This is a genomic window from Veronia nyctiphanis (genome assembly GCF_004116385.1).
Classification (GTDB): Bacteria; Pseudomonadota; Gammaproteobacteria; order Enterobacterales; family Vibrionaceae; genus Veronia; species Veronia nyctiphanis.
Map to the genome: position 1 here is coordinate 1 of NZ_PEIB01000041.1, position 17,381 is coordinate 17,381.

Genomic DNA, 17,381 nt, shown 5'->3' on the forward strand with positions numbered 1-17,381 from the left:
AGTACCTGGCTACGAACCAGGCGGTCGGAGGTTCGAATCCTCCCGGACGCGCCATTCTCTTGAAGTCATTCCAAATTCCTTTAACTACAAATTCATTCAAAGTGACTTAATATTCATTTAAGGAATTCTGATCTATTTTTCACCCTTGATATAATCTGTATTGCCTCTAACACGCAAGTAATCAGGGGGGGCTTACGGAATGGACGTCATCATTTCTTTCAAAAATTCCTCTTTTGGTAAAAATCCTGAATATCTTTATTGAATTACGTACTTTTCCCGATGACTTCTTGCCTGATTACGGCACACTCTTTTAATCTCGGCTTGCTTTGGTATCGTCTTTTATTAATTAACATTTTATTAACGCGCCGCCGTTTTTGCCGATTGGAGAATATGAAATAACCAATTTGCTATCATGCAGGGATTGTTATTTATGCAAATTGTTAGTATTTTGGGCATTCAGAAGCTCAAATGCCCTAATTTGACAGTCAAAGTACAAATTTGTGGTAAACACCGCGCTCTGAACTGGAATAAAAAGTGAAATCATCCTCAGGGGGAGGAGGAGAATGGAACTGGGAAGTGTATTAGAGCAAGCACTGACACTCATGCTTACGGGTATGTCCGTTGTTTTTGTGTTTCTTACTATCCTTATATTTCTGGTCCGCATCATGTCGAAACTGGTGCCACAAGAAGTGCCAGTCGCACCGACACCAATACCACCATCAAGCGGACAAACCAATGCTGTGAGTCAGGAAACCATAGCTGCTATTTCAGCGGCGGTTCACCAGCACAGGAATACGCGGCGATAAGGCCAATAACATAAATACAAGGAGTAATGTTGTATGTCTAAGTCATTGGCGATTACAGATGTGGTGCTACGGGATGCCCATCAGTCGCTTTTTGCTACCCGAATGCGTCTTGACGATATGTTGCCTATTGCGGCAGCACTTGACGATATTGGATATTGGTCACTGGAAACCTGGGGAGGCGCTACCTTCGACGCCTGTATTCGCTTTTTAGGTGAGGACCCTTGGGTTAGGTTGCGCGAACTGAAAAAAGCGATGCCGAAAACCCCGATGCAAATGCTGCTTCGTGGTCAAAACCTGCTTGGTTATCGTCATTATGGCGATGATGTGGTTGAAAAGTTTGTTGAACGTGCACATGCCAATGGCATGGATGTTTTCCGTGTTTTTGACGCGATGAATGATGTACGTAACTTCCAGAAAGCGGTGAAATCTGTCAAAGATGTTGGCGCACATGCACAGGGCACTATTTCCTACACGACAAGTCCTTTCCACACTATTGAAACTTGGGTCGATCTGGCGAAGAGCCTTGAAGATCTGGGTTGTCACTCTCTTTGCATTAAGGACATGTCTGGGCTGCTTAAACCTTATGAAGCTGAGGAGCTGGTGGGCCGCATTAAGTCATCGTGTGATATTCCACTGGCCCTGCATTGTCACGCAACCACTGGCCTTTCAACGGCAACAGCGGTCAAGGCGGTAGAAGCAGGTCTGGATATCCTCGATACCGCGATTTCTTCAATGAGCCAAACATATGGACACACGCCGACAGAAACGGTTGTGGCCATGCTGGAAGGCACAGAAAGAGACACCAACCTGAAACTGACAGAGCTGGAGCCGATTGCTGCCTACTTCCGTGAAGTTCGCAAGAAATATGCGAAGTTTGAAGGTCAGCTTAAAGGTGTCGATTCGCGTATCCTGATTGCTCAGGTACCTGGCGGCATGCTGACCAACATGGAAAGCCAGCTTAAAGAGCAAGGCGCGGCTGACCGTCTTGACGAAGTATTGAATGAAATTCCGCGTGTCAGAAAAGACCTTGGCTACATCCCGCTCGTGACACCGACGTCTCAGATTGTCGGCACACAATCAGTCATCAACGTTCTGACCGGTGAGCGTTATAAGAGCATTACTAAAGAAACAGCGGGGATCCTCAAAGGTGAATACGGTAAGGCGCCGGCAGAATTAAATGCCGAACTTCAAGCGAAAGTGCTTGATGGTGCTGAACCTATTACTTGCCGCCCGGCTGATTTAATCGAAGATGAACTGCACGCTCTTACCGATGATTTGGTAGCCAAGTCAAAAGAGTTGGGGATCGCTTTGGCGGAGGAACAGGTTGATGATGTTCTCACTTATGCGCTGTTCCCTCAGGTTGGTCTCAAGTTCTTACAAAACCGTGGTAACCCAGATGCTTTTGAACCCGCACCAGGTAATGAGCCTGAACCTGCTCCGGCAGTAGCGTCCGCGCCTAGCGGTGGGACTGAATCATACAGCGTCCGTGTAAACGGGCAGGTCTTTGATGTTGAAGTAGGGCCTCAGGGTGAATTGACTTCAGTGGCACCGAGTGGTGCGCCTGCTGCGCCCGTCGTGGCGGCTCCTGTACCGCCTGCCAATGCTGAAGTGGTCGCTGCACCTTTGGCAGGTAACATCTTTAAAGTGTTGGCGAAGGCCGGAACACAGGTTCAGGAAGGCGATGTGTTGCTGATTCTTGAAGCGATGAAGATGGAAACCGAGGTCCGAGCTGTCCGTTCAGGTACAGTTCAGGATGTGATGGTCAAAGAAGGTGATGCGGTCACAGTGGGCTCTCCACTGATGAGCCTTGCATAAGAGGGGCTCATGGAAGGATTAATGATTCTTTGGTCAGAGACAGGTCTAGCCAACTTTGAGTTCGGCCAACTGGTGATGATCGCTGTTGGCTGTATCCTGTTGTTTCTCGCAATTGGTCGTGGTTTTGAGCCGCTTCTGCTGTTACCTATCGGTTTTGGCGCCATCCTTGCCAATATACCGAATGCGGGTTTCACCGATCCGGGCGGGATACTCTACTACGTCTACTATGTGGGCATAGAAAGTGGTGTGTTTCCGTTGCTGATTTTCATGGGCGTTGGTGCAATGACGGACTTTGGCGCGCTGATTGCCAACCGAGAACACTGCTTCTTGGTGCCGCTGCGCAGTTCGGGATCTTTGCTACCCTGTTTGGTGCAATTTTGTTGAACCTTGTGCCCGGCATGGAGTTCTCTCTTCAGGACGCCGCGTCTATCGCCATTATTGGTGGTGCTGATGGCCCTACCGCTATTTTCCTCGCCAGCAGGTTGTCGCCAGATCTATTGGGTGCGATAGCTGTTGCGGCTTACAGTTATATGGCGCTGGTGCCGATTATTCAGCCACCGATCATGAAGCTGTTGACCAATGAGGAAGAGCGCAAGCTCGAGATGCAGCAACTCCGTCATGTCACCAAGATTGAGAAGATTATTTTCCCATTGGCGGTCTTAATGATGGCGATTCTGTTCTTGCCATCGGCGACGCCTTTGGTCGGTATGTTCTGTCTCGGTAATTTGATGCGTGAGTGTGGCGTGGTCGATCGTCTCTCTAATACCGCGCAAAACGAACTGATCAACATCGTGACCATATTCCTTGGTCTGGCAGTCGGCTCCAAGCTTCAGGCAGGCACTTTCCTGCAATTTGAAACTTTGGGAATATTGCTGCTTGGTGCGGTGGCTTTCAGCATCGGTACGGCTGCGGGAGTATTGATGGCAAAGCTTCTCAATAAGTACAGCAAAGAGACCATCAACCCACTGATTGGTGCTGCTGGCGTGTCAGCTGTACCCATGGCGGCACGTGTGGTTAACAAAGTGGGCTTAGACGCAAACCCACATAACTTCCTACTGATGCATGCTATGGGGCCAAACGTCGCAGGCGTGCTAGGCTCGGCGGTTGCGGCAGGTGTACTTCTGGCTCTGGTGGGCTAATTTGATTTAAATACTCACTCAGCGCAAATAATTGGCGGCAGGCATTGAGTCTGCCGCTTTTTTTTCTGACACTGACAGTCTGATAGGAAAGGCAAAAGGGATACGGTATGCCGACAAATAAACAGTTAGCCATCACGGCATTTGGTGAACCAGGCACATTACAAGTTGTCGAGAGTGAACTGCCCGCTCCCGGGCCGGAGCAGGTTCTGGTCAAAGTCGCGTTTGCGGCGGTCAATCCTATCGATGCCAAAACGCGCGCTGGTATTGGTTGGGCGGCGGAGCAGAACAAAGATAACCTTCCGTGGGTACCGGGGTATGACATCGCAGGCGTCGTTGTCGATTCGGGGTGTCACGAAGAGGCCTTCGAGAAGGGAGACCGCGTCACCGGCCTGATTGGTTTTCCGCTTGGCGGTGGTGCTTACAGCCAATATGTTGCCGTTGATGCATCTTTGCTTTCCTCTGTGCCTGCAGGCGTCAGTCTTGCAACCGCGGCAGCATTGCCAGTATGCGGGCAGACAGCGTGGCAGGCGCTTGAGAAAGCAAAGCTAGCTGATGGCGAGAAAGTGCTTATCCTCGCAGGTGCCGGAGGTGTTGGCCATCTTGCAGTTCAGTTGGCAAAGGCACGACATGCTGATGTTTACGCCACGTGCTCACAGGCGAATTGTGACTACCTGTCCGATCTTGGTATATCAGTGATCGATTATCAGGCTTCAGGTCTTGGCAACTATCAGGCATTTTTTGATGTGATCATTGATTTGGTTGGTGGTGAAACAGGCATCAATGCACTGGGTGCATTAAATGGGAAAGGACGGATGATCACTGTCCCTACGGTGACCAAAGACGCTGTGATAGCAGAGGCCAGTCAGCGTGGTTTGCATGCCGACGGTATGTTGGTCAGTCCCAATCGTTGGCAGATGGATAGATTGCTGACCATGGCAGAAACCGATGAGCTGACGGTTGAAATCGCTAATACCTACTCCCTCGAAAAGGGCGCTGATGCGCACCGCGATATCATGACAGGCCGCACTCGGGGTAAGATTTTATTGGAGATGCCACAATGAGCCAACTTTCTGATTCGGTGAACGCCTACGACGATTATTCCGCGTTGATTTTTGACCTCGATGGTACCTTGCTCGATTCCATGCCTGCCCATTATCAGGCATGGCAACAAACCGCCGATGAGTATGGTTTTGAGGTTGATCTCGATTGGTATCACAGTCGCGCAGGCAGCCCGACGCTTTTAACGGCAAAGGTGCTCGTTGAAAAGCTAGGGCTGGATGTCGAGCCCAAAACACTGGCAGACCGTAAAAATGCCATTTTTAATGGCATGGCGGATATGGATGTGATGGTGCTGCCTGCCGCTGAGATTGCCCGTCATTATCACGGAAAAAAGCCAATGGCTGTGGGCACCGGGACATTAACTGAAATTGCAGAAAAACTTCTTAGAAAGGCAGGGTTACTGGAACTCTTTGATGTTATTGTTGGTGCCGATCAGGTCGACAACCCTAAGCCCGCGCCCGATACATTTTTAAAATGTGCTTCGCTGATGGGTGCTGAAAAGGCCCGTTGTGTGGTGTTTGAGGACGCAGTGTTCGGCATTGAGGCTGCGAAAGCGGCAGGTATGGACGTGGTTGATGTCACGGATAGGCAGCATGCTTGAGTGGTTATCTGGCGAAAATGCGCTCTGGGTTTTATTTTCGACAGGCTTTCTGAGTTCCACTTTACTGCCAGGTGGTTCGGAGGCCAATTTGGTGCTGTTACTCAGTGAAAACAAGCATTCTGTCGCCTTGTTAATCGTTGTGGCCACACTCGGTAACACGCTTGGCGGTATGACTAATTACTGGATTGGACGTTTCCTTCCCAACAAACAAACTGATGAGAAACACCAGCAACGTGCTTTGGCGTGCTCAATCGTTACGGCTATCCGGCATTATTATTGAGCTGGCTTCCCGTTATCGGTGATCCCCTTTGTCTGGCAGCTGGTTGGCTGCGCTGGCGTCAACGATGGTGTTGGCTGCTGGTAGCAACGGGGAAAGCGTTGCGATATCTTGTTCTTTCAGTCATCACCTTAAGCGCTCTTCACTGAATATTACTACCGATTGAATCAAAGGAATTCTCCGTGCGCATACTTCTGCTCCCTCTGATCCTCGCCATATCTTCTTGCTCGCTGCTCAATACCATGCCTCCAATTGAGATACCTGAAGGTATTAACTTTATCGAACAAGGTGGAAAGCGAGGCAGTGAGCCCGCGATTTCTTATCAAAAGTATCAGTTGGATAATGGCCTGACGCTTCTTCTCCATGAGGATCACTCCGACCCCTTGGTTCACCTTGATGTGACTTATCATGTTGGGTCAGCAAGAGAAGAGGCGGGGCGCTCCGGTTTTGCCCATTTTTTCGAACATATGATGTTCCAAGGCTCGAAGCATGTGGGCGATCAGCAGCATATTAAGCTCGTGACAGAAGCGGGCGGCTCTCTGAACGGCACGACCAATCGTGACAGAACCAATTACTATGAAATTGTGCCTGCCAATCAGCTTGAGAAAATGCTGTGGCTTGAATCTGACCGTATGGGCTTTTTGCTCGAAGCGGTGTCAAAACGTAAATTCGAGATTCAGCGTGCGACGGTAAAAAACGAAAAAGCGCAGAACTTTGAAAATCGGCCTTATGGCATGGTGAGTGAGAAAATTGCTGAGGCACTTTATCCATCTGGCCACCCTTATTCGCACCCGACAATAGGCTACATAGAAGATTTGAATCAGGTTGACGTGGATGACCTTAAGGCCTTTTTCTTACGCTGGTATGGTCCGAATAATGCCACCTTGACGATTGGTGGTGACATTGATGTGGCGCAGACGCTGAAATGGGTTAAAAAGTATTTCGGTGATATTCCCCCTGGGCCAGTTGTTGAAAAGCAACCACCGCAGCCAGTGACCTTACCCCATGATGTGTACCTGACATTAGAGGATAAAGTTCAACAGCCAATGCTCGTCCTGACCTGGCCAACGGCGAACCCTTCAGCTTCTGAGCGTTTCCCTCTCGACATGTTGACCTCCGTCATTGGCCAGGGCCGTAACAGCCTCTTGTATCAACAGCTAGTGAAAACGGGCAAGGTATTGAGTGTGGGAGTCAATCAGGACTGTGGCGAGCTGGCGTGTTCTATTCAGCTTTATGCGTTGGGCAATCAGGGGCAAAACCTCAAAGAGATTTACAAAGAGGTAATGGATGTGTTGGCGCAGCTCAACGAGCGCGGTATTTCTAACGACGATTTGTCGCTGGTCAAAGGCGGCGCAGAATCGAGCGCAGTATTCAGTTTGCAAAGTGTCAGCGGTAAAGTCTCACAACTTGCCAGCAATGAAGTTTTCTATGATCAACCTAACCGACTTGGCTGGTGGTTAGACAGTATCGAAAACGTCACTACCCAGCGTGTCGAACGTGCTTTTGAGCAATATATCTGGCAAAAGCCCGCCGTCATCCTCTCTGTGGTGCCCGAGGGAGAAAGCATGCTGGCGGTCAACGAGCCCTCAGAAATATCAAGAGATGTTCATCCTAGGCATGACCAGCAGCCGGTGGGTCACCGGGAAACGCCTGAAACCTTCGACCGTTCAGTCATCCCGCCAGAAGGAAAACCCGTATTTGGTCGCGTTCCCTCGGTATATAGCGCCTCGCTGTCTAATGGCATGCAGGTAATTGGGACTGAAAGCCGCGAAACGCCAACCATTACGCTGGAGCTATTGCTGCCTGCGGGTGGGCTTCGAGAGCCTGATGGTCAGCAGGGGCTTGCAGAATTAACGGCGGCAATGGTTGAAGAGGGCAGCATTAAAAGTAGTGGCGAAAATATTGAGGCCAAGCTCGACAGGCTGGGGAGTTATGTCGGATTGCGTGCAAATCGGGAATATACCGTGTTGACGATTTCGACGCTGAAAAAGCACTTATATCCGACGCTACGCATTGCCGTTGACTTATTGTCAGAGCCTAAGTTTTCAGAAGAAGACTTTGCGCGAAATAAACGCCAGATGCTTGAGGGGCTGGCTTTTGCTCAAAAGTCCGCTAAGTCGTTGGCAGACAGCGCAAGGCGGGAAGTGTTTTATAAAAATGCACAACACCGCATTTCGCCTGGTGGCAATATTTCTACAGTCTCATCCCTGACATTGGATAATGTGAAAGCCTTTTATAAAGCGCATTACACCCCCAAAGGAGCCAGAGCCGTGATCGTAGGGGATATCACTGAAAAACATGCGCTCAGTTTGATGAACCGTTTGTCCTTCTGGAACGGCTCGGAAGGCAACGTTCTGGCTGAACCCGAATACAAGACATTTAATGGTCAACGAATCTGGTTAAAAGATAACCCCGGAGCCACACAAAGTATTGTACAGTTCGTCCGCAAAGGTATGCCCTATGATGCCACGGGAGAAATGTTTAAAACCCAGCTGGCTAACTTCAACCTCGGTGGCAACTTCAACGGACGCATCAACCAAAACCTGCGTGAAGATAAAGGCTATACCTATGGCGCAAGCGGGTACGTTTTTGGCAATCAATATTCAGGCTTGATCCTTTTTCAGGCGGAGGTCAGGCGCGATGTCACAGGCAAAGCTATTCAAGAGTTTATCTATGAACTGGATCGAATGGCCGCTGATGGGGTGACGGAGCAAGAGTTAACCTTTATGCGAAAATCGATTGCTCAGGGTGACGCGCTGGATTACGAAACGCCCAGTCAAAAAGCAGGCTTACTGGCAAATCTCCAGAAATATGGCCTTTCAACAGACTATAAACAACGTCAGCAGGAGATAGTCTCCACAGTGACTGCGCAGGAATTGAACGCACTTGCCAAGCGATGGTTTACCCCTGACGACTGCCAAATCATTGTGGTTGGTGATGCGGCGACGATAATGTCACAGCTCGAAAAGACGGGTATACCCGTGACGCGCTTGCTGGACGAAATTTCGACGGGTGAATAACAATAGTCTTTTGTGCCTACGATGAGATAGAAATTGGCCCTGAGAGTGATTATCCTAGGGCCACTTACATTCGATAATTATACGAGAACCACTTTGACCGATTTTCTGACCAGGTTGAATGCGTTATCACACACTCCGGACGTTTTAAAAGGAATAGGACGGGGTGTTGAGAGGGAAGCATTGCGCATCTCAGCTCAGGGTGATCTGTCTTCAACCCCACACCCAGCAGCATTAGGTTCAGCGCTGACTAACCAATGGATCACAACAGACTTCTCAGAGTCGTTACTGGAATTCATTACGCCAGTGAGTCATTCCGTTCCCGAAACGCTCGGGCAGTTGCATGATATTCACCGTTTTACCGTCAAGAACTTGGACGGGGAAAGATTATGGCCAATGTCGATGCCATGCTTTTTTGGCTCAGAAGACGATATTGTTCTGGCCCAGTACGGAACATCTAATCAGGGCAAGATGAAAACGCTCTACAGAGAGGGGCTTAAGCACCGTTACGGCAGTGTTATGCAGATCATATCTGGTGTGCATTTTAACTTCTCGTTTCCCGAATCATTGTGGCAGCACATGTTTGGTGAGCAAAGCGAGCAAGAGCGACAATCATCGGTCTCTGATGCTTACTTTGCATTGATTAGGAACTACTACCGTTTTGGTTGGATGATCCCCTATTTATTTGGCGCCTCACCAGCATTGTGTAAGTCGTTTGTCGACAAGAGCGGCACGACGCTGCCGTTCGAAATGACTTCCCACAAAACCTGTTATCTGCCTTACGCAACATCGCTTCGCTTAAGTGATCTTGGCTACACAAACAGTGCTCAGGATGAGATAAAAGTTGGTTTTAATAGCCTTGATGAGTATTTGTCAGGCGTACAAAAGGCAATTCATACGCCTTCTGAAGAGTTCGCTGCCATCGGTGTCAAAGACAGTCAGGGTAACTACCGACAACTCAACACCAATGCGCTGCAAATCGAAAACGAACTATATGCCCTATTCGTGCCAAGCGAGTTGCTAAAAGTGGTGAAAAGCCGTCTGAAGCCCTTGCTCGGGGTGGTGTGGAGTATATTGAAGTTCGCTCGCTCGACGTCAACCCATACTCGCCGATAGGTATCGACAGCAAGCAGGTCTATTTCCTCGATTTGTTGATGACATGGTGCTTGCTCACGCCGTCCGATCCCATGGACGAAGCTGAACTGAATTGTTGGCGCGATAACTGGCAGAAGATTGTTATCGAAGGACGTAAACCGGGACTGACATTAAAGATCGGGTGTGCCGGTGAGAGACTGACTCAGGCTGATTGGGGTAAACGTGTATTTGCTGAACTGAGACCGCTGGCGGTCTTGATGGATAAGGCAAACGACACTGATTGTTATCAGCAGACCTGTGATGAACTGGAGTCTTGGTTTGAGTACCCTGAAAAGACGCTGTCCGGGCAGATGCTTCGCGATATTTTGAAGAAGGAATGTGTGAACGGCGTCAGCATGGAACTCGCTGAGTCTCACTTACAGTTCTTTAATAACAGCGACTATCTCGGCCACTTTTCGACAGATGTTTTCGATAAAGAAGCGGCGGACAGTCTCGTGCGCCAGAAAGCCATAGAAGAGGCTGACAACGTCAGTTTTGAGCAATATCTTGCTGACTACTTTGGCTATACTAAAAACTAATACCTAAACAAAGGCGGCCAGGATGCCGCCTTGCCTGTATTTTGTATAAGGATATACGAATGCACACCTCTTCAATTTTGGCTGTGATTAGTACTTGCTTAGTGCTTACGGGCTGCGCGCAGTCTCCTCCTGATAATCCAGATAATATCTGCAGCATTTTTGCTGAACACGAAGATTGGTATGAGGCCGCTAAAGCGATGGAGCAACAGTGGGGAACCCCTGTTTCCTTGGCCATGGCATTCATCCGAAAGGAAAGTGACTTCATGCAAGATGTCGCTATCGATGATGTGTTTTTCCGTCTATCGCCGAGAGGTGATAACAGTGCACCGGTGGGCTACACGCAAGCTCAGGATTTGATTTGGCAAGAATATGAGGTAGCGACGAATCAGTCTTCTTCCCGAACATCTTTTGCCGATTCACTGGACTTCCTCGGTTGGTATACCAATGAAAGCCAGAGTCGATTGAATATCCCAATGTCTGATGCCCGAAATCAATATCTGGCTTACAAAGAGGGATGGTATGGCTATCAAGATGGATACCACAAGAGTAAACGTGAACTGCAAATGGAAGCCAGCCGCGTCGACCGCCAAGCAAGGACGTATTCGGTCCAGCTGAAACATTGTAAAGTTGATTTGAATCAGGATAAGTCCCCATGGTGGCGTTTCTGATCTTCTGTGTATCATATGTACAAGAAAGGCCGCTGATCAGCGGCCTTTTCAATCTTAATGAGCGCGTGTGAGAGTGAATTTATCCATCGCTTCCTATACTGAGGCTGGATACTGTCTTAGCGACATTCTCTGCACCTGCACGTATTTCATCCATCACGCCTGCGGCTTCAGAGATCTGTTGTTTACCCTTATCAGCACTCTCCGATACACTAGACATCTTGTCTGTCGCTTCCGACGTCAGTTCCCGGTTTTTCTTCACCACGTCGGCAATTTCAGCCGTTGATTGACTGGTTCGCGCTGCCAATTGCCTTACCTCATCGGCAACAACGGCAAATCCACGGCCTTGGTCGCCCGCCCGAGCGGCTTCGATGGCGGCATTCAACGCAAGCAGATTGGTTTGGTCCGCAATATCACTGATAGTTGATACAATCGCTTCGATGCTTTTTGATTGTTCATTAAGTTGAGATATTGATTCAGCGGTTTCCAGTACCTGTTCGGAAATCGATGAGGACGTCTGTACCGTAGAGTTGAGTGCATCAGCACCCTGTTTGGCAATTTGTGCCGTTTCGACTGAGGTTGAATAAGCCACTTCAGACGCAGCCCTGACCGCATGATCTTTCTCGATTCGTGCTGTAATGTCGGAGGCAAATTTGACAACCTTAAACACTTTACCGTCGTCGTTATAAACAGGGTTGTAAGTAGCCTCTAACCAAAGAACATGCCCTGCGGCGTTTTTACGCTCGAACTGACCTGCTTTGAAATCACCGTTCGCGAGCTCGGACCAAAAGTTAGGGTTTTCTTGATAAAAGCTTTCGGGGCAAAACATCTTATGATGTTTTCCCTGAATTTGATCGAGGCTGTAGCCGACGGCAGCGAGGAAATTGCCGTTGGCTTTGATAATGGTACCGTCAGGATGGAATTCAATCACAGCCAAGGATTTGTCAAGTGCACTGAAGATAGCGCTCTGATCATCAAGGCGGATTTTTTCTTCGGTGATGTCGGACGCAATTTTCATGACCTCAACGACTTTACCGTCAATCTTCACTGGGAAATATGTTGCCTCAAGCCACAATCGCTCACCGCGCTTGTTACGTCTTGGGAATGTACCACTGATCACTTCGCCAGCTCTTAGCCGTTCCCAAAACTTCATGTACTCAGTGCTTCGTGCATAATCAGGATCACAAAGTTCTCTGTGATGCTGCCCCTGAACTTCTTCAAGCGCATAACCAGCCGCACCCAGCAAAAGATGGTTAGCACGTTTAATGATACCTTCGGGTGTGAAATAGATTGTGGGGACACTCTCATTGATCGACTCCAACAAAGCCTTGTTGTATGAGCTTTCTTGTCTCAATTGTTCTATTTCTTTCTTTAGCTTGCCATTAAACATGAATGTTTCCTCAAACCTCATTGCCCCACATCACGCTTCGGCGCGATCATGGAGGTTAAACCGATGGATTGAAAAATAAAAAATACTGTTATTAATTGTTAGTAGAAAAAGTGAGACTTCGCACAACAAATGAGTCACTTTTTGCAAGCTAAAACCTTAATTTAAATAGGGGTTAGTGATGTGTGTCGAGGACTGGGAGTGGCATGAGGAGAGTAAAAAGGCGGTATATACCCGCCCTTATAAATTGATTTTTGTATTAACGTGGTTTTTTCAGTACAGGTAACACTTTAATTTGTTTGACCATGTTGTCGGCAATCTCGGTTATTTCCATGAAGTGACCATTGATTTCAATGCTCATCTTACTGTCTGGAATATCCTCTAGATGTTCGAGTACTAGTCCGTTAAGTGTTCTTGGTCCGTCAGTAGGAAGGTCCCAGCTAAGGCTTTTATTCAAATCACGGATATTGGCACTGCCTTCAATGAGATAACTTCCATCAGGCAAGGGTGTAATTTCTTCCGCCAAACTAGGTGAAACGGACGTAGTAAATTCTCCGACAATTTCTTCAAGAATATCTTCTAATGTCACCAGACCGATGATATCGCCATATTCATCAACAATTAGACCAATACGCTCTTTATTTCGCTGAAACTTGAGCAGCTGAACATTGAGCGGTGTGCCTTCAGGGATAAAGTAGATCTCGTCGGCAGCACGAAGCAGGTTTTCTTTGTTGAACTCATTTTCAACCATCATTCGATAAGCTTCGCGAACACGGAGCATACCCACCACTTCGTCAATGCTGTCACGGTACAAGACCATTCGGCCATGCGGGGCATGGGTTAACTGACGCATGATCGCTTTCCAATCATCGTTAACGTTAATACCCGTAATTTCATTACGTGGCACCATGATGTCGTTAACAGTCACCTCCTCCAATTCGAGGATTGAGATAAGCATATTTTGGTGACGGCGAGGGATCAGGCTGCCTGCTTCGTTAACAACTGTCCGCAACTCTTCAGAGCTCAGGTTATCTTTCCCGCCCTGATTGGTGGCAAGGCCCAGTATTTTCAAAAAACTGTTTGTTATAGCATTAACCATCCACACCAATGGATACATCACACGCATCAAAATGGTAAGGACATAGCTACTTAGGTACGAGACACGCTCTGGGTAAAGAGCTGCAAATGTTTTAGGCGTCACTTCAGCAAATACAAGCACTACCACTGTCAAGCCGCCTGTCGCGATCGCGACACCGAGGTCGCCGTATAATCGCATACCAAGGATAGTAGCTATAGCTGTTGCAAGTATATTTACAAAGTTATTACCGACGAGTATCAAGCCAATAAGGCGATCTGGACGGGCAAGCAATTTCTCAACACGCTTCGCTCCTTTGTGACCCTGTTTGGATAAGTGTCTGAGCCGATAACGGTTCAATGACATCATGCCGGTTTCAGAGCCTGAGAAATAGCCAGAAATGACGATAAGCAATACCAGTAGGGAAAATAACGTTCCCGTCGATATGTCGTCCAAAGTTTGTTTCCTTCTGTGTCAGTTAGCCCTTCATTTGGGCAGGGATTCGCCCGAGTGTCAAATACTCAGGGTCAATTACATCATTATTATCACGCTGCAATAATGACTTCGCGTACGAAACGACTGCCGAAATAGGCAAGAGTCAGTAAGAGGGCGCCAGTAATACTGAACCAAATCACTTTTTTGCCGCGCCATCCTGAACGAAAATGTCCCCAGAGAAGCACCCCGTAGACGGCCCAAGCCATGGCGGAGAGGATCGTTTTGTGGCTTTTACCTGTTGCGAGCATATCCTGCACGAAGACAAAACCTGAGGCGAGGGTAAGAGTAAGCAGCAACTGGCCAATTAAAATGATGGAAAAGAGCTGGCGCTCTACCGCCATCAAAGGAGGAAGGTTAGGGTTCATCACTAACTTGTTTTTTTTCTTTAATTGCTGGTCAAGCCATGCGAGTTGAATAGCATATAAAGTAGCAATAATGAGTACGGCGTAGGCGAAGAGGGCGAGAGAAATATGCACAAGCTGTTGTGGGTGCGTTTCAAGATGGGTGATAAAACCGCCTGGAACCAGTGTTGCTAATCCAAGGTTAATGGCAGAAAAGCTGTACATGACGGGTAACAATACCCACACTCGAAGACGATACATTAATGCAGTCGTCGTGCCTGATATGATCAAACTTACTAACGACGAGACGTTCAGCATACTAAGGTTTTGCCCTGTGCCCGATAGAATGAGCTCAGCCAAAAGACCTGAATGCAGCACCATCGCACCAACAGCGAACATACCAACCCTATGCACCGGGATTTGGTTAGGGCCGGATAAACCCGGGATAATCTGCATCAAGGCTGCGAAGTACAGCAATGCAGAACAAAGGGCAATAACTATTTCCATCGTCACTGAATAGGCAAAGTTGCGAGTAAACCAAAACCAGAGTATACCCTGACTGAACATTCACCGCTATCCGTAGCATGTTAGTCGCGTCAATAATACGTTATAATCAACGCAATTTCCGCCTAAATATTCCGCGCAGTAAGCGAGTAGGACATGTTTGATAACTTAACAGAACGTTTGTCACGGACGCTGAAAAACGTCAGTGGTCGTGGTCGTCTCACCGAAGACAATATAAAAGAAACACTGCGCGAAGTGCGCATGGCCCTTTTGGAAGCGGACGTGGCTTTACCTGTTGTTCGTGAATTTGTAAAACGGGTAAAAGAAGCCGCTGTTGGCATCGAAGTCTCAAAAAGCCTGACACCGGGTCAGGAGTTCATCAAGATTGTACAGAAAGAGTTGGAAGCCGTGATGGGCGAATCCAACTCTGCACTGGACTTAACCTGTCAGCCTCCTGCCGTTGTTCTTATGGCTGGTTTGCAAGGTGCGGGTAAAACCACCAGTGTCGGTAAGCTGGGTAAAATGCTCTGCGAGACCGAAAAAAAGAAAGTGCTGGTGGTGTCAGCTGACGTTTACCGCCCTGCAGCAATCAAGCAGCTTGAAACGCTGGCGAATGATGTAGGGATTGATTTCTTTCCATCGACACCTGACCAAAAGCCCGTCGATATTGCTAAGGCTGCGATAGAGCACGGCAAACTCAAGTTCTACGATGTTGTCATTGTCGATACCGCAGGTCGCCTGCATGTCGATGGTGAGATGATGGACGAGATCAAAGATGTTCACGCTACCATCAATCCTGTAGAGACGCTGTTTGTTGTTGATGCAATGACAGGTCAGGATGCAGCAAATACTGCAAAAGCGTTCAACGATGCGTTGCCACTGACGGGTGTCGTCCTGACAAAAGTGGATGGTGACGCGCGTGGTGGTGCGGCTCTGTCTGTCCGCCACATCACGGGCAAGCCGATTAAATTCCTTGGCGTGGGTGAGAAAACCGACGCACTGGAACCTTTCCACCCTGACCGTGTTGCGTCCCGTATTCTCGGTATGGGCGACATGCTATCGCTTATTGAAGACATTGAACGTAATGTCGACAAAGATAAAGCAGAAGCACTGGCGAAGAAGTTTAAAAACAAGAAAGGCTTCGACCTACAGGACTTCCATGATCAGCTTCAGCAGATGAAGAACATGGGCGGCATGATGGGTATGCTGGATAAACTGCCCGGCATGTCAAATCTGCCTGAAGATGTAAAAGACAAAGTCGACGATAAAATGTTCGTTCAGATGGAAGCCATCATCAATTCGATGACTTTGAAAGAGCGTGCGCGCCCTGATCTCATTAAAGGTTCGCGTAAAAAACGTATCGCAGCAGGCTCGGGGACACAGGTTCAGGATGTTAACCGTCTTCTCAAGCAATTCACCCAGATGCAGAAAATGATGAAGAAAATGCAGAAAGGTGGAATGAAAAACATGATGCGTAACATGAAAGGCATGATGCCTGGCGGCGGAATGTTCCCACGCTGATTGCTCTCACCGGATTTTTGTCTGAGCTCGAAACGATAAGTGGTTGATACTGACCATTTGTTGGTGATTTTTTGTCTAAAGCAGTTGCATTCGATCACACAAAGAGTAAAATTCCGGAGCTTTATTTTGGCACGAGGCCCTGCATTGCGCAGGGCCAATTTAATTCAGTAATGCAAAGAGGACGATATGGTAACCATTCGTTTGGCACGTCACGGCGCTAAAAAGCGTCCATTCTATCAAGTAGTTGTTGCTGACAGCCGCAATGCGCGCAACGGCCGCTTCATCGAAAAAATCGGTTTCTTCAACCCACTGGCGAAAGGTCAGGAAGAAGCTCTGCGTCTGGACTTGGACCGTGTTAACCATTGGGTTGGCGAAGGTGCATCTGTTTCAGATCGCGTAGCTAAGCTGATTAAAGATGCTGCGAAAGCTGCGTAATTTAATTGGTGTCAGGGTTGAAAGAAAAAGTGATGAGTGAGCAAGAAAAGATTGTAGTAGGAAAGCTTGGTGCTTCTTATGGCATTCGTGGCTGGCTCAAGATTTTTTCTTACACAGAAGAAGCTGAAAACATCTTCGACTACAAACCTTGGTTTATCAAGGTACGTGGTCAGTGGCAAGAGTTTAAAGTCGAAGACTGGAAACGCCACAATCAGGCTGGGTCGGTAAACTGGAAGGGCTTGATCTGCGTGAAGACGCTCAAGCACTGACAAACGCTGAAATTGGTATCAATCCAGACGTATTGCCATCGCTGACAGATGAAGAATTCTACTGGCGCGAATTGTTCGGGATGGATGTTGTTACGACTAAAGGTTATAGCCTTGGTAAAGTGACAGACATTCTCGAAACAGGCTCTAACGATGTATTGGTTATTAAAGCCAACCTGAAAGATGCTTTTGGTAAGAAGGAACGATTAGTACCGTTCCTCGATGGGCAAGTCATCAAGATGATTGATCGCTCTGCTCAACGGATCGAAGTTGACTGGGATCCTGGATTTTAACCCCCCGGGTAA

The 17,381-nt window shown here is 48.1% G+C and carries 11 protein-coding genes and 5 pseudogenes; 12 read left to right on the plus strand and 4 right to left on the minus strand.

The features are described 5' to 3' along the window. Positions 1-563: 563 nt before the first annotated feature. The 9 genes and pseudogenes from CS022_RS21625 to CS022_RS21665 all read left to right on the plus strand — a co-directional run bounded on the left by CS022_RS21625 (position 564) and on the right by CS022_RS21665 (position 11,055). A complete protein-coding gene (locus CS022_RS21625; RefSeq protein WP_129124002.1) occupies positions 564-806 on the plus strand; it encodes an oxaloacetate decarboxylase subunit gamma in 243 nt (80 codons plus the stop codon). Between the two features lie 33 nt (positions 807-839). Further along, positions 840-2,621: a sodium-extruding oxaloacetate decarboxylase subunit alpha gene (oadA, locus tag CS022_RS21630; RefSeq protein WP_129124003.1), complete on the plus strand. Its 1,782-nt coding sequence runs from the start codon at positions 840-842 to the stop codon at positions 2,619-2,621. Between the two features lie 9 nt (positions 2,622-2,630). Further along, positions 2,631-3,760 (plus strand): annotated as a pseudogene (locus CS022_RS21635) (sodium ion-translocating decarboxylase subunit beta). A gap of 107 nt (positions 3,761-3,867) precedes the next feature. After that, on the plus strand, positions 3,868-4,821 hold the full coding sequence (locus CS022_RS21640) for an NADP-dependent oxidoreductase (RefSeq protein ID WP_129124004.1): 954 nt from the start codon (positions 3,868-3,870) through the stop codon (positions 4,819-4,821). Next, the gene (locus CS022_RS21645; protein WP_235869844.1) at positions 4,818-5,420 is read left to right on the plus strand and encodes a beta-phosphoglucomutase family hydrolase; all 603 of its coding nucleotides are present in this window, start codon (positions 4,818-4,820) and stop codon (positions 5,418-5,420) included. Before CS022_RS21640 ends, CS022_RS21645 begins: the two co-directional genes overlap by 4 nt. Continuing rightward, positions 5,413-5,846: pseudogene (locus CS022_RS21650) on the plus strand (YqaA family protein). Before CS022_RS21645 ends, CS022_RS21650 begins: the two are co-directional and overlap by 8 nt. A 93-nt stretch (positions 5,847-5,939) precedes the next feature. Continuing rightward, positions 5,940-8,717, plus strand: coding sequence for a M16 family metallopeptidase (locus CS022_RS21655; protein WP_129124032.1), 2,778 nt, complete (start codon positions 5,940-5,942; stop codon positions 8,715-8,717). 93 nt (positions 8,718-8,810) lie between these two features. Further along, positions 8,811-10,387: pseudogene (gene gshA, locus CS022_RS21660) on the plus strand (glutamate--cysteine ligase). A gap of 59 nt (positions 10,388-10,446) precedes the next feature. Further along, positions 10,447-11,055: a transglycosylase SLT domain-containing protein gene (locus CS022_RS21665; protein WP_129124005.1), complete on the plus strand. Its 609-nt coding sequence runs from the start codon at positions 10,447-10,449 to the stop codon at positions 11,053-11,055. Between the two features lie 79 nt (positions 11,056-11,134). Here the strand turns inward: CS022_RS21665 and CS022_RS28325 are convergent, their stop codons facing one another. The 4 genes and pseudogenes from CS022_RS28325 to CS022_RS21680 form a co-directional block, all read right to left on the minus strand. Beyond that, positions 11,135-11,644, minus strand: coding sequence for a methyl-accepting chemotaxis protein (locus CS022_RS28325; protein ID WP_268967928.1), 510 nt, complete (start codon positions 11,642-11,644; stop codon positions 11,135-11,137). Between the two features lie 39 nt (positions 11,645-11,683). Continuing rightward, a pseudogene (locus CS022_RS28330) lies at positions 11,684-12,463 on the minus strand (PAS domain-containing protein); the annotation flags it as partial. Between the two features lie 235 nt (positions 12,464-12,698). Next, complete coding sequence (locus CS022_RS21675) at positions 12,699-13,970, minus strand: HlyC/CorC family transporter (RefSeq protein WP_129124007.1); 1,272 nt, start codon at positions 13,968-13,970, stop codon at positions 12,699-12,701. An 89-nt stretch (positions 13,971-14,059) separates the two neighbouring features. Next, the gene (locus tag CS022_RS21680) at positions 14,060-14,857 is read right to left on the minus strand and encodes a cytochrome C assembly family protein (protein WP_129124033.1); all 798 of its coding nucleotides are present in this window, start codon (positions 14,855-14,857) and stop codon (positions 14,060-14,062) included. 153 nt (positions 14,858-15,010) lie between these two features. Between CS022_RS21680 and ffh the strand changes: the two genes are divergently transcribed. The 3 genes and pseudogenes from ffh to rimM all read left to right on the plus strand — a co-directional run bounded on the left by ffh (position 15,011) and on the right by rimM (position 17,369). Further along, entirely contained in the window at positions 15,011-16,375 is a 1,365-nt protein-coding gene (gene ffh / locus CS022_RS21685) for a signal recognition particle protein (protein WP_129124008.1), read from the plus strand. Between the two features lie 186 nt (positions 16,376-16,561). Beyond that, positions 16,562-16,810, plus strand: coding sequence for a 30S ribosomal protein S16 (gene rpsP / locus CS022_RS21690; RefSeq protein ID WP_129124009.1), 249 nt, complete (start codon positions 16,562-16,564; stop codon positions 16,808-16,810). A 32-nt stretch (positions 16,811-16,842) separates the two neighbouring features. Then, positions 16,843-17,369 (plus strand): annotated as a pseudogene (gene rimM, locus CS022_RS21695) (ribosome maturation factor RimM). Positions 17,370-17,381 lie beyond the last annotated feature (12 nt).

Bases quoted from the DNA above. Each gene is read 5' to 3' on its own strand.
- CS022_RS21645 (WP_235869844.1), top strand. From the start codon at position 4,818: ATGAGCCAACTTTCTGATTCGGTGAACGCCTACGACGATTATTCCGCG.
- CS022_RS21640 (WP_129124004.1), top strand. From the start codon at position 3,868: ATGCCGACAAATAAACAGTTAGCCATCACGGCATTTGGTGAACCAGGC.
- oadA (WP_129124003.1), top strand. From the start codon at position 840: ATGTCTAAGTCATTGGCGATTACAGATGTGGTGCTACGGGATGCCCAT.
- ffh (WP_129124008.1), top strand. From the start codon at position 15,011: ATGTTTGATAACTTAACAGAACGTTTGTCACGGACGCTGAAAAACGTC.
- rpsP (WP_129124009.1), top strand. From the start codon at position 16,562: ATGGTAACCATTCGTTTGGCACGTCACGGCGCTAAAAAGCGTCCATTC.
- CS022_RS21655 (WP_129124032.1), top strand. From the start codon at position 5,940: ATGCCTCCAATTGAGATACCTGAAGGTATTAACTTTATCGAACAAGGT.
- CS022_RS21680 (WP_129124033.1), bottom strand. From the start codon at position 14,857: ATGGAAATAGTTATTGCCCTTTGTTCTGCATTGCTGTACTTCGCAGCC.
- CS022_RS21665 (WP_129124005.1), top strand. From the start codon at position 10,447: ATGCACACCTCTTCAATTTTGGCTGTGATTAGTACTTGCTTAGTGCTT.
- CS022_RS21625 (WP_129124002.1), top strand. From the start codon at position 564: ATGGAACTGGGAAGTGTATTAGAGCAAGCACTGACACTCATGCTTACG.